The sequence below is a fragment of the Amycolatopsis sp. NPDC051903 genome, from assembly GCF_044452505.1.
In the GTDB taxonomy this organism is placed as follows: Bacteria; Actinomycetota; Actinomycetes; order Mycobacteriales; family Pseudonocardiaceae; genus Amycolatopsis.
On record NZ_JBITBT010000004.1, the window covers coordinates 456,752 to 469,667 of the forward strand.

Consider the following 12,916-nt stretch of genomic DNA (forward strand, 5'->3'; position numbering starts at 1 on the left):
TACGCCGTTCGTCGGCATGCACGTCGCCGCGGGCCACGAACGCATAACGGTGGTTGACACCCGCTCACGAAGCAGAGCATCCTGCCCCATCGGATTCATTGGTCTAGACCGGAACGTACCAATCTTCCGGCGAAGACGCGAGCACCGGCTGCCCGGTGCGACGACACGAGGAGGGTGACACCGATGAGCGCGGCCGCGCACGTCCCGCCGCCCGACCGGGTCGACCGGGTGACCAACGGGCCCACCCCCAAGCACGCCCAGCTGCGGGAGATCCTGCGCCGGTCCGTGGAGCGCGAGCTCCCGCCCGGTTCGCCGATCCCGTCGGAGCGGGAGCTCGCGCAGCGTTACGGTGTCTCGCGGCTCACGGTCCGCTCGGCGATCGGCAAGCTCGTCGAGGAGGGCCTGCTGGCCCGCGTGCGCGGCAAGGGCACGTTCACCGCCGCTCGCCGGATGGAGCTGCAGCTCTACCTGATGTCCTTCACCGACGACATGCGCCGGCGCGGGCTCACCCCGACCACCGAGGTGGTGTCCACGTCGGTCGAGGTCCCGCCGGTGACCTCGGCCCACGCACTCGGCCTGGCCGAGGGCGTGACGGCCCACCGGCTCGTGCGGCTGCGGCGCGCGGACGGCGTGCCGCTGGCCGTGGAACGCGGCTGGTACCACGCCGGGCGCACGCCCGGCTTGCTCGACCTCGACCTCACCCGTTCCCTGTACGCGCAGCTGGCCGAGGCCTACGACCTGCGGCCGGACCAGGCGTACCAGACGGTGTGGGCCGAGTCCGCGGACCGCGACACGGCGCGCCTGCTCGGCATGCGCACCGGCAGTCCGCTCCTGGTCTTCCGCCGGATCTCCAGCGCAGGCGGAGAACCGGTCGAGGACATGACGTCCTGGTACCGGGGGGACCACTACCAGGTGACCATGCAGTTGGATCGGAACACCCCGGATTCCGGCCACGAACCCCACTACGGAGGTACCCGACGATGAGCGCCACCACCACGGAGGGGGCGAAGGGCAAGAAGGGCGGCGGCGGGCTCGCCGGGCTGCAGCGCTTCGGCCGCAGCCTTATGCTCCCCATCGCCGTCCTGCCCGCGGCCGGTCTCCTGAACCGGCTGGGCCAGGACGACGTGTTCGGCAGCAAGGGCCTGGGCTGGGACAAGGTCGCGGCCGTGATCGGCGCGGCGGGCGGTGGTCTGTTCGACTGGCTGCCCCTGCTGTTCGCCATCGGTATCGCGGTCGGCTTCGCGCGCAAGGGTGACGGCTCGACGGCCGTCGCCGCCGTCGTGGGCTGGGTCGTGTTCAACAAGGTGATCCAGGCGATCGCCCCGATCAGCAGCCAGCAGGGGTACAAACCCGCGTGGGACGCGTCGCCGATCCACTGGCCCTACAGCGTGCTGACCGGTGTGATCAGCGGTATCGTCGCCGCCCTGCTGTGGCAGCGCTACTACCGGATCAAGCTGCCGAGCTGGCTCGCCTTCTTCGGCGGTCGCCGGTTCGTGCCGATCATCACCGCGTTCGCGATGATCATCCTCGGCGTGATCTTCGGCCTGGTCTTCAAGTACGTCGACGCGGCCATCAACGACATCGGTAAGGCCGTGGTTGGCTCGCCGGTGGTCGGTGGCGGCATCTACGGCGTGCTCAACCGCCTGCTGATCCCGATCGGCCTGCACCAGCTGCTCAACGTGCCGGTCTGGTTCATCTTCAACGGCGGTGACATCCCGAACTTCCTGAACAACCACGTCCAGGGCTCGGGCATCTTCCAGACCGGCTTCTTCCCGATCTTCATGTTCGCCCTGCCCGCCGCGGCGCTGGCGATCTGGCAGACCGCGAAGCCGGGCCAGAAGAAGATCGTGGGCTCGATCATGATCTCGGCGGCGCTGACCTCGTTCATCACCGGTGTCACGGAGCCGATCGAGTTCGCGTTCATGTTCGTCGCGTGGCCGCTCTACATCTTCCACGCGATCATGACCGGCGTTTCGCTGGCCGTCTGCAACGCGCTGGGCATCCACCTCGGCTTCTCGTTCTCGGGCGGTGCGATCGACTTCGCCCTGAACTCGTCGCTGGACACGGCCCACAAGGCGTGGCTGCTGATCCCGATCGGCCTGGTCTTCGCCGTCATCTACTACGTGGTGTTCCGCTTCGTGATCACCAAGTGGAACATGCGCACCCCCGGCCGCGAGGACGACTCGATCGAAGCCGACCTCGACCGCACGGCCGCGAAGTAAGATCGCCAGCAGAGAACGAGAGAGGACGACCATGCCGGAGAAACGAGTCACCGTGGCCAGCAAGGTGGGCCTGCACGCCCGGCCGGCCGCGCTGGTCGCCAAGGCGGCCGCGGCTCAGCCCGTCGCGGTGAACATCGCCAAGGCCGGCGGCAATCCGGTGGCCGCCGGCAGCGTGCTCAACCTGATGACGCTCGCCGCCGCCCACGGCGACGAGGTCGTCATCAGCGCCGAGGACGGCGAGGGCGCCGAGGCCGCGGTCGACGCGGTCGCGCAGCTCGTCGCCACGGACCTCGACGCGTAGCCGGGTACCGCTCCAGGGGCAGCAGCGAGGGGCCGTCCGGTGCCGGGAATCCGGTGCCGGGTGGCCCCTTCGCGCGTTTCGGGGGTGTTTAAGCTGGCGGCATGGAGAGCCTGCGCCTGATCGACGACTGGCCGGTGGACAACGCCGCGGCCGCGGTGGTTTCGGCCGGCGGCGAGGTGCGCGGCCGCCACGGCGACACCACCCGCGTGTTCCGCCTGGCCTCGGTGACCAAGCTGCTCACCGCCTACACCGCGCACATCGCGCTCGAAGAGGGCGTGGTCGAGCTCGACACCCCGGCGGGCCCCGAGGGCTCGACCGTGCGCCACCTGCTCGCCCACACCTCCGGCCTGGCGTTCGACGCGCACAAGGCCATGGCCGAACCGGGCACCCGGCGGCTGTACTCCAACGCGGGCTTCGAGGTGCTGGCGGAAACCCTGGCGGACCACTCGGGGATCGCGTTCGCCGACTACCAGCGCGAAGCCCTCCTCGACCCCCTCGGCATGGCCGCCACGACCCTCGACGGCTCCCCCGCCGCCGGCGCTTCGTCCACTGTGGACGACCTGCTCACGTTCGCCGCCGAACTGCAGGCCCCGAAACTGCTCGCGCCGGAAACACTGGCCGCCGCCACGGAGGTCGCGTTCCCCGGCCTCAACGGCGTGCTGCCCGGCTTCGGCCACCAGAAGCCCAACGACTGGGGCCTCGGGTTCGAACTGCGCGACCACAAGAACCCGCACTGGACGGGGTCCCACAGCTCACCGCGCACCTTCGGCCACTTCGGCCAGTCCGGGACGTTCCTGTGGGTGGATCCCGATGCGCGGCACGCGTGCGTCGCACTGACGGACCGCTCGTTCGGTCCCTGGGCGGCAGAGGTGTGGCCGAAGTTCACCGACGCGGTCCTCGCCGACCTCCGCGCCTAACGCGACAACACACGCCTACGCCACGCAAGCCGACAACCCCACGCGACCCACCACCCAGCCCTGCCCCAGCCCCCCGATCCGAAGCTCCTCTACGGCCGGCGACCCCGTGTCAAGGTACGCTTTCCCGCCTTGACACGGGGTCACCGGCCGTTAGCACACTCAAGCTTCGGGGGGCTTACGCCACGCGACACGCCCCTGCGCAGGACCGAAAACCCCTCACTCCATCACGCGGATCGGTGTGCCTGCTTGGAAAGCCGCGATGTCTTCCACCGCGTCCCGGTAGAAGATCTCGTACGTTTCCTTGCTGACGTAGCCGACGTGGGGGGTGAGGACGACGTTGTCCAGCGCCCGCAGCGGGTGGTCCGCGGGCAGCGGTTCGACGTCGTAGACGTCCAGCGCGGCCGCAGCGATCTTCTTGGCCCGCAAGGTGTCCAGCAAGGCGGTCTCGTCGATGATCGGGCCGCGGGAGGTGTTCACCAGCAGCGCCGTCGGCTTCATGCGGGCGAGTTCGGGTGCCCCGACGAGGCCGCGGCTGCGTTCGGACAGCACGAGGTGCACCGAAAGCACGTCGCTGCGTTCGAACAGTTCGTCCTTCGACACCGCGGTCACGCCGTGTTCGGCGGCGCGCTCGGGGGTCAGGTTGGGGCTCCACGCGATCGGCTCCATCCCGAACGCCTGCCCGATCTTCGCCGACGCGCTCCCCAGGCGGCCCAGCCCGAGCAGGCCCAGCGTCTTGCCGCTGAGCACGGTGCCGACGCCGACCTGCCAGCCGCCGTCACGCATGGAGCGCACGTCGGCCGGGAGGTTGCGGGCGGTGGCCAGGATGAGCGCCCACGTGTGCTCCAGCGTCGGCGGTCCCAGGTACCCCGTCGCCGACACCACGACCCCGTTGCGCCGAGCCGCTTCGAGGTCGATCGCCGCGTTGCGCCGGCCCGTGCTGACGAGCAGCTTGAGGTCCGGCAGCCGGTCCAGGACGTCGGCCGGGAACCGCGTGCGCTCCCGCATCGCCACGACCGCGTCGAACCCGGCGAGCCGGCGCACCACGTCGTCGGGCCCGCTGAAGGCCTCGGTGAAGACCTCGATGTCGGCGCCGAGGGAAGCCCAGTCGGCGTAGGTGAGCGCGACGTTCTGGTAGTCGTCGAGGATCGCGATCTTCATGCGCCCCACCGTAGTCCGCTCACGCCCGCAGCACAGCGTCCTGCCCGACGTCGAGCCCGGCGCCCGTCCAGCGGATCCCCCGCAGGTCGCGCACAACCGGCGAAGCGGGCGAATCCAGCGCTCCCGGCCCGACGCCGACGACGGCCGCCGGCTTCGCCGCCACCGCCGCCGCGAGCCCGTTGCCGCTGTCCTCGAAGATCGCGCACTCGCCGATCGGCACGCCGACGCGCCGGGCCCCGAGCAGGTAGCCCGCGGGGTCCGGTTTGCCGCGTTCGACGTCCTCGGCGGTGATCACCACGGGCGGCAACGGCAGTCCCGCCGCGGCCAGCCGCGCGTTCAGCAGCGGCGCCGACGCCGACGTGACCACGGCCCAGTTCCCGGCCAGGCCGGCGAGGAGCCCGGCCGCGCCCGGGATCGCGACGGTGGTGCCGGCGTCGCCGATCTCCAGCTCGTCGATCCGGCGCAGCCCCTCCCCCGCTTGGTCTTCGGGCAGGAACCGGCGCACGGTCTCGGCGGACCGGCGGCCGTGCACCCCGTCGAGCACGGCCGCCGGGTCGAGCCCGTGTTCGCCCGCCCACCGCGTCCACGACCGCTCGCCGGACGCGGTGGAGTCGACGAGCACCCCGTCGACGTCGAACAGCACGGCACGACAGTTCAGGATCACTTTTCTCCAGCCACACAACGGAAGTAGAGGAACCGCGGCTTCGTCCGCAGCACCTGCGCGACCCGCGGATCCGCTTCGTCCGCTTCGGCCACCGGTTGCGGTTCCACCAGCCGGTCGACGGCGAACCCGGCGTCGCGCACCGCGCCGAACGTCTCGCTCAGCGGCCGGCGGTAGAACTGCACGCGCTGCCGGTACGACCCGAGCGGGAACTCGTCGTCGAGCAGCTCCGTCTCGAAGTAGTTCTCGCGGTCGAACCAGTGCCAGTCCTCACCGGGGTGGTGCACGGAGAACACGAGGAGTCCGCCCGGGCGCAGCACGCGGTGGAACTCGCGCAGCGCCGGACCGAAGTCCGCCAGGTAGTGCAACACGAGGGACGCCGTGACGACGTCGACGGAACTGTCCTCAAGGGACAGTGGCTGCGCGAGATCGGCGACCTCGAACTCCGCGACGGACCCGAACTCCTTGCGGGCCAACGAGATCAGGCCCTGACTCACGTCGAGGCCCAGCACGTCCGCGCCGCGCGCGGCCAGCAGCGCACTGAGGTGCCCGGCCGCGCAGCCGGCGTCGAGCACGCGCCGGCCCGCGACGTCGCCGGCCAGCTCGACGATCGCCGGCCGGTCGTAGAGGGCGTTCGTCACGCTCTTCGCCGCGTGGTCGGCGTACGCCTGGCTGAACTCGTCGTACTGCGCGGCGCGGGCGCGGGCCACGATCTCGTCGATCACTTCGGACTTCGCGTCGGCGTAGTTCTGGATGTATCGCCACGTCTTCGCGGCCAGCTCGCGCTTCTTCGCGAGGTAGGTGGCCAGTTCTTCCGGGTGGGCGCGGAGCCGGTCGCGGAAGAGCAGGTAGCGCTCGGTCTGACCGTTGCCCGGCGAGTGCACGTGGAGGTTCACTCGCGGGTCCGAACCGGAGAAGGCGCGGTGCCTTTCCCACGCCGGTTCGCGGATCACCAGCTGGTAGCCCGCCGCTTCGAGCGCTGGGAGGTAGGCGGGTTCGTCGTCGGAGTCCGGAACCTCCAGGAGGATGTCGATGATCGGTTTGGCGGCGAGGCCGGGCACGGACGTGGACCCGACGTGTTCGAGCAGCAGCACCCGCTCCCCCAGCGCGGCGCGGATGCGCTCGGCTTCGCCCTCGAACAACGCGGGCCACCGCGGGTCGTACTCGGCGAGGTGCACCGTGCCGTCGAGCCGGGGTGCTTCGTCGACCCACGCGTTCTGGATCTCCTCGTCAGTGTGCGGCGGCTGGCTGGTGGCCGGCATGCGTTCCCCCTGATCAGGTCGAGATGGGCAGTCGGCCAGATTAACAGCCGACCGCCGGCTCGTCCTCAGGAAATCGGCAGCGGGAGGAGGTCGCCGGTCGCCGCCCGCAGCGCCGCCCGCATCCGTTCGCGCGGCGCGGGCCGTCCGGTGAAGTGCTCCGCCTGGCCGAACGCCTGGTGCAGCAGCATGTCCAGCCCGGTCGCGAGCCGGCCGCCGCGCGAGGTGACGGCTTCGGCCAGCGGCGTCGGCCACGGGTGGTAGATCACGTCGACCACGCTGGGCACCACGGCGAGCGCCGCGGCGTGCGGCCGCACCGCGTCCGGCGGCACGGTGTTCACGAGCACGGCGGTTCGCGCCGCCAGGTCCCGAAAGTCCACTTCGGACCACCGGAGGACGTCGACCTCGAGGCCCGCGCGCTTGGCCGCGTCGAGCGTCTCGCCCGCGCGCGCCGGTTCGCGCACCACGAGGCTCGCCGCCGCCACGCCCAGCGCGGCCAGCCCCACGACCGCCGCGGCCGCGGTACCGCCGGCGCCGAGCACCACGGCCCGGTCACCCGGCGAAGGCGCGTACCCGCCGGCGGCTCGCAACGCGCCGGTGACGCCGTCGACGTCGGTGCAGTCGGCGAGCCAGCCGCCCTCGACGCGCACCAGCGTGTTGGCGGCACCGACCGCCGCCGCGCGCGGCGTGATCTCCGTGGCGTGGTCGAGCGCGCACCGCTTGCCCGGCATCGTCACCGACAGGCCGACCCACTCGGGGCCGAGCCCGTCGACGAACCCGGGCAGCTCTTCGGCGGAGGTCTCCACCCGTTCGTAGGTCCAGCCGGTCAGCCCGAGCGCCTCGAAAGCCGCGCGGTGCAACACCGGTGAGAGCGAGTGCTCCACCGGTTTGCCCAGCACCGCCGCTTTGCGCGGCCCGTCAGAAGACACCACGTTGCTGCGCCAGTTGTCGGTTCTTGTTGTGCTCGGCGTTGGTCGACGCGAAGCAGGAGTGCCCGTCCTTCTCGCACTTCACGAAGTACAGCCAGTCGCCTTGCGCCGGGTCGAGCGCCGCCTTGATGGCGGCCGAGCTCGGCACCCCGATCGGCGTGGGCGGCAGGTCGTAGTTCAGGTACGTGTTGTACGGGCCGGGGGCTTCGCGGTCCGCCTGGTTGGTCAGCAGGGTCGGTTTGTCGACCACGTAGTTCACCGTGGAGTCGAGGCCCAGCTTGATCTTCTGGTCGAGCCGGTTGTAGATGACCCGCGAGATCTTGGGGAAGTCGTCCGTGATCGCCTCGCGCTCGATGAGCGACGCGATGATCAGCGTCCGGTACGGCGTCTGCTTCGGCCCGGTGTTCTGCGCGCTGAGGCCCGCGGCCTGGATCGCGTCGGCGGATTGCTTGATGAGGTTCGTCATCAGCTCCGTCGCGGTCCAGCCCGGTTTGACGTCGTAGAGCCCGGGCGCGATGAGGCCTTCGATGCGTTTGTCCTTGCTCAGCGCCTTCTGCGAGTCGTTCACCGCCCAGTCGGGCACGCCGAGGGTCTTGAGGTCGGCGTCGGCGACCGTCTTGCGCAGGTCGTCGGTGGAGATGCAGGTGCTCTTGCCATCGAGCTCGGCGCACGAAGCCTTCGAGATCAGCGAGTAGATCCCCGGCGCGACCTTGTCGCCGGGCTGCTTGACGTCGTCGAGCTGCATGTACGGACGGATCTCGAGCCTGCCGACGCGCGCGGCCGGCGAGGTGATCAGCGTGACCGCGCTGCCGCCGGACATGTGCTGCTTGAGCAGGTAGTAGCCCTGCTGGATGCGGCTGAGCGCCGTGTTGTCCTCACCGGCCTTGACGAACGCCTTCGTGCTCGCGACGACACCCGCCTTCACCAGCTTGCTGCCGATGGCCGACGTCGTGTCGCCGTCCTCGACCTGGATGAGCGCGCTGCCCTCGCCGCCGCCTTCGTAGTCGTCGTAGCCGAAGACCTTGTGGTAGCCGTAGTACGCGCCGCCGGCGATGAGCACGAGCACCATCAGCGCCGCGACCCAGCCGAACGCGCGCTTGCCGCGCTTGCGCTTCTTCTTGACGGGGACGGGTTCTTCGGCGAATTCCTCTTCTTCGTACTCGGCGTCGGGATCTTCGTCGTACTCGTCGTACGCCTCGTCGTATTCGCCGTCGTACTCGCGGTACTCGTCTTCGTAGTCGTCTTCGTCGAAGAGGTCGTCGAACTGCTCGCCCTCCTGCGGGGCGGGGTCCTGGACGGCCGGGAGCACGTCCGTCGGGTGCTCCACGGGCAGCGGCGGGCGACGGCGCCGCGGCCCGGGCTGCGGCTGGTCGCCCGGCCGGCCCAGGCGAGGGTCACGCGGCATGGAGCCTTCGGCGAACCGCGGGTCGGGCGGCATGGAGCCATCCGGTGGGCCGGCGAACCGCGGGTCCGGCGGCATCGAACCATCCACCGGACCGGCGAAACGCGGATCCGGCGGCATGGAGCCATCCGGCGGGCCGGCGAACCGTGGATCCGGCGGCATCGAACCATCCACCGGACCAGCAAACCGCGGATCCGGCGGCATCGAACCATCCACCGGACCGGCAAACCGCGGATCCGGCGGCATGGAGCCATCCGGCGGGCCGGCAAACCGCGGATCCGGCGGCATCGAACCATCCACCGGACCAGCAAACCGCGGATCCGGCGGCATGGAGCCGTCCGGCGGGCCGGGGCGGCGGACCGGACGCGACGGGCCCGGTTCGGGCATCGGGACGTCACCGGTGTCCGAGCGCGGACGACGGCGGGGCGGCGGGGGCGGGACGTCGCCCGGGTCGGCCCGGCGCCGACGGCGCGGTGGACCGGGCGGCGGGCCCGGTGGCGGCGGCACGTCGCCGGCACCACGCGGATCGCCCGCGGGCTGCGGGTCGCCCGGGCGCGGTCCCGCCGGAGGGGGCGGGACGGGGCCTGGGCCGGGACGGCGCCGGCGGCCGGTCGCGGGCGCCGGAGGGATTTCGGTGGGCAGCGCCACGTCGCCCGCGTCTTCGCGACGGCGTCGACGGCCACCGCTCGGCGGCGGAGGCGCCTCGCCGCTGTCGTCGCGGCGCCGGCGGCGGCCACCGCTCGGGGGCGGTGCCGCGTCGTACGGATCGGCTGGGGCGCGGCGGGAGCGTGCCGGCGGCGGGGGTCCGTCCGGCGGGGTCCGGCGGCCGCGGCGGGGTTCACCTGCGGGAGGGTTTCCGGGTTCACGGAGCCGGCGGCGGCCGCCGTGGTTTTCAGGACCGCGGGGGTCGGTCATGACTCGCCTTTCCGGGCGCGCTGCGCAGCGGCGGCGTCGAGCCAGGCCTGCAGGATCTCGACGGCGGCAGCCTGGTCGACCACCGCCCGCTGCTTGCGTCCCTTGACCCCCCGTTGGGAGAGCATTCTGGAAGCGGTGACCGTCGTCAACCGTTCGTCGGCGAGGCGCACCGGCACGTCGCCGATCCGCCCGGCGAGCTTGTCGGCGTACTCGACCGCGATCTGCGCGGCCGGTCCAGCCCGATTCGCCAGTGTCCTCGGCAAGCCCACGATCACCTCGACCACCTCGTGTTCGGTGACGAGTTCGGCAAGCTTGTCCAGATCGCTGTCGTCCTTCGCATCACGGGAGAGGGTAACGAGCGGGCTGGCGAGGATGGGGGCGGGATCGCTGAGCGCGACCCCCACCCGGACAGACCCGACATCGACCCCGAGCCGCCTGCCGCGGCCCGGATCGGACTCACCGGGTCGATCCGGGCCCCTCCGCGGACTAGCGGGCAACGCCGGCGACGGCCGCGCGCACCGCCGCGACGGCCTGCTCCGCGCCCGCCGGGTTGCTGCCGCCACCCTGGGCCATGTCCGGCTTGCCACCACCGCGGCCACCGATCGCCTCGGCGAACGACGGCACGAGCTTGCCGGCCGCGATGCCGCGGTCGCGCGCCGCGGCCGTGGTCGCGACGACGAACGCGATCTTGTCGCCCGACGGCGAGAACAGCGCCACCACGCCGGGCCGGTCGCCCAGGCGGCCGCGGACGTCGGACGCGAGCGCCCGCAGCCCGTTGCCGTCGACGTCCGGCACGACCTCGGCGACCACCGAGACGCCGCCGGCGTCCTGCGCCTTGCCGGCGAGCGCGCCCGCCGAGCCGAGCACCTGCTGCGTGCGCAGCTGCTCGATCTCCTTCTCCGCGCTCTTCAGCCGCGACAGCACGTCCTCGATGCGGCCGGGCAGCTCGTCGGTCGGCACCTTGAACGTGTTCGCCAGCTGCGACACGAGCAGCTGCTCCTTGCGGACGTACTTCAGCGCGTCCGGGCCCACCAGCGCCTCGACGCGGTGCACGCCCGACCCGATCGACGAGTCACCCACGAGCTTCACGAGGCCCAGCTGGCCGATGCGGTCCACGTGCGTGCCACCGCACAGCTCACGCGAGTACTCGCCCATGTCGACCACGCGCACGTCGTTGCCGTACTTCTCGCCGAACAGCGCGACCGCGCCGAGCTCGAGCGCCTTGTCCTTCGTGGTGATGTAGCTCTGGACCTCGGCGTCGGTCTGCAGGTAGTCGTTCACCTCTTCCTCGACCTCGGTGAGGATGTCCGTGGACACCGAGGCGGGCGTGGTGAAGTCGAACCGCAGGCGGCCCGGCGAGTTCAGCGAACCCGCCTGCGCCGCGCGCTTGCCGTACGCACCGCGAACGGCCGCGTGCACGAGGTGCGTCGCCGAGTGCGAGCGCTCGATCGAGAGCCGCCGCGCGCCGTCGACCGAGCCGGTGAGCGCGGTGCCGATGCCGACCTCGCCCTCGGCCACCTCGACGCGGTGCACGAACAGACCGGGCACGACCTTCTGCACGTCGAGGACGTTGATCCGCACACCGTCACCGATCAGCACGCCGATGTCGGCGACCTGGCCACCGCTCTCCGCGTAGAACGGGGTGCGGTCGAGCACCAGCTCGGCCTTGTGGCCCGCGACGACGCTGCGCACCGGCTGCCCGTCTTCGAGCAGGCCGACGACCTTCGCGCTCGCCTGCAGGTCGGTGTAGCCGAGGAACTCGGTTTCGCCGTGCTGCTCCAGGAGCTTGCGGTACTCGGACAGGTCGCCGTGGCCGGATTTGCGCTGCGCCGCGTCGGCCTTCGCGCGCTGCCGCTGCTCCTCCATGAGGGTGCGGAAGCCGTCCTCGTCGACGGTCAGGCCCTGCTCGCCCGCCATCTCGAGCGTGAGGTCGATCGGGAAGCCGTAGGTGTCGTGCAGCTGGAACGCCTTGTCACCCGCCAGCACGTCGCCACCGGACTTCTTGGTCTCCGCCGCGGCGAGGTCGAAGATGCGCGAACCGCTGCTGAGGGTGGCGAGGAACGCCTCCTCCTCCACGCGCACGACCTCGGAGATGCGGTCGAAGTCCGTGATCAGGTTGCCGTAGGTCGGGCCCATCGTGTCGCGCACGACCCGCGCGAACTCCTGCAGCACCGGCTCCTGCACGCCCAGCAGGCGCGTGGAGCGGACGATGCGGCGCAGCAGCCGGCGCAGCACGTAGCCGCGGCCGTCGTTGCCCGGCGTGACGCCGTCGCCGATCAGCAGCACGCCGGTGCGCGCGTGGTCGGCGATCACGCGGAAGCGGACGTCGTCGAGGTGGTTGGCGCCGTAGTGGCGGCCCGAGAACTCCTCGGCGCGGCCGATCACCGGGCGGACGAGGTCGGTCTCGTACACGTTCTCGACGCCCTGCAGGAGGGTCGCGACGCGCTCGACCCCCATGCCGGTGTCGATGTTCTTCTTCGGCAGCTCACCGATCGGCGGGAAGCCCAGCTTCGGGCTCTTGTCGCCGCGGACGTCCTGCATGAAGACGAGGTTCCAGATCTCGATGTAGCGGTCCTCGTCGGCGACCGGGCCGCCCTCGCGGCCGTGCTCCGGGCCGCGGTCGTAGTAGATCTCCGAGCACGGGCCGCCGGGACCGGGCACGCCCATGTCCCAGTAGTTGTCCTTGCCGTCGCGGATCTGGATGCGGTCGCCGGGCAGGCCGGTGAGCTTGCGCCACAGGCCGGCCGCCTCGGAGTCGCCCTCGTAGACGGTCGCCCAGATGCGGTCCGGGTCGAGGCCGTAGCCGCCGTCGTCCTGGGACTTCGTGATGAGCTCCCAGGCGTTGGCGATCGCGCCTTCCTTGAAGTAGTCGCCGAACGAGAAGTTGCCGGCCATCTGGAAGAACGTGTTGTGCCGGGTGGTCTTGCCCACCTCGTCGATGTCCGGCGTGCGCACGCACTTCTGCACGGAAGTCGCCCGGGGGTACGGCGGCGGCGCCTCACCCAGGAAGTACGGCTTGAACTGCACCATGCCGGCGTTCACGAACAGCAGGTTCGGATCGTCGAGGATCAGCGAGGCGCTGGGCACGCGGGTGTGCCCCTTAGCCTCGAAGTGGCGCAGGAATCGGTCAGTGATCTCGTGTGTGTCCACGG

The 12,916-nt window shown here is 71.3% G+C and carries 11 protein-coding genes; 4 read left to right on the forward strand and 7 right to left on the reverse strand.

Annotated features, from left to right (window positions below):
* Positions 1-183: 183 nt before the first annotated feature.
* From ACIA77_RS13125 to ACIA77_RS13140, 4 genes are all read left to right on the forward strand, one after another.
* On the forward strand, positions 184-984 hold the full coding sequence (locus ACIA77_RS13125; RefSeq protein ID WP_395886051.1) for a GntR family transcriptional regulator: 801 nt from the start codon (positions 184-186) through the stop codon (positions 982-984).
* Positions 981-2,222 (forward strand): PTS transporter subunit EIIC, encoded by a 1,242-nt coding sequence (locus ACIA77_RS13130; RefSeq protein WP_395886053.1) that lies wholly within the window; start codon positions 981-983, stop codon positions 2,220-2,222. Before ACIA77_RS13125 ends, ACIA77_RS13130 begins: the two co-directional genes overlap by 4 nt.
* 31 nt (positions 2,223-2,253) lie before the next feature.
* A complete protein-coding gene (locus ACIA77_RS13135; protein WP_395886054.1) occupies positions 2,254-2,523 on the forward strand; it encodes an HPr family phosphocarrier protein in 270 nt (89 codons plus the stop codon).
* A 101-nt stretch (positions 2,524-2,624) separates the two neighbouring features.
* A complete protein-coding gene (locus ACIA77_RS13140; protein WP_395886055.1) occupies positions 2,625-3,440 on the forward strand; it encodes a serine hydrolase domain-containing protein in 816 nt (271 codons plus the stop codon).
* Between the two features lie 216 nt (positions 3,441-3,656).
* On the opposite strand, the gene ACIA77_RS13145 is transcribed toward ACIA77_RS13140, so the two are convergent.
* The 7 genes from ACIA77_RS13145 to alaS all read right to left on the reverse strand — a co-directional run bounded on the left by ACIA77_RS13145 (position 3,657) and on the right by alaS (position 12,914).
* On the reverse strand, positions 3,657-4,598 hold the full coding sequence (locus ACIA77_RS13145; protein ID WP_395886056.1) for a D-2-hydroxyacid dehydrogenase family protein: 942 nt from the start codon (positions 4,596-4,598) through the stop codon (positions 3,657-3,659).
* 19 nt (positions 4,599-4,617) lie between these two features.
* A complete protein-coding gene (locus tag ACIA77_RS13150) occupies positions 4,618-5,241 on the reverse strand; it encodes an HAD-IA family hydrolase (RefSeq protein ID WP_395886057.1) in 624 nt (207 codons plus the stop codon).
* A 17-nt stretch (positions 5,242-5,258) separates the two neighbouring features.
* Positions 5,259-6,521, reverse strand: a complete 1,263-nt coding sequence (locus tag ACIA77_RS13155; RefSeq protein ID WP_395886058.1) for a GrpB family protein — start codon at positions 6,519-6,521, stop codon at positions 5,259-5,261.
* Positions 6,522-6,586: 65 nt separating this feature from the next.
* Positions 6,587-7,450 carry a shikimate dehydrogenase gene (locus ACIA77_RS13160; protein WP_395886059.1) on the reverse strand — a complete coding sequence of 288 codons (864 nt, stop codon included), beginning with the start codon at positions 7,448-7,450 and terminating at the stop codon, positions 6,587-6,589.
* Positions 7,437-8,927 (reverse strand): endolytic transglycosylase MltG, encoded by a 1,491-nt coding sequence (gene mltG, locus ACIA77_RS13165; RefSeq protein WP_395886060.1) that lies wholly within the window; start codon positions 8,925-8,927, stop codon positions 7,437-7,439. The genes ACIA77_RS13160 and mltG overlap by 14 nt, the downstream gene beginning before the upstream one ends.
* A gap of 833 nt (positions 8,928-9,760) precedes the next feature.
* Positions 9,761-10,261, reverse strand: a complete 501-nt coding sequence (gene ruvX, locus ACIA77_RS13170) for a Holliday junction resolvase RuvX (RefSeq protein WP_395886061.1) — start codon at positions 10,259-10,261, stop codon at positions 9,761-9,763.
* Positions 10,251-12,914, reverse strand: coding sequence for an alanine--tRNA ligase (gene alaS, locus ACIA77_RS13175; protein ID WP_395886062.1), 2,664 nt, complete (start codon positions 12,912-12,914; stop codon positions 10,251-10,253). Before alaS ends, ruvX begins: the two co-directional genes overlap by 11 nt.
* Positions 12,915-12,916 lie beyond the last annotated feature (2 nt).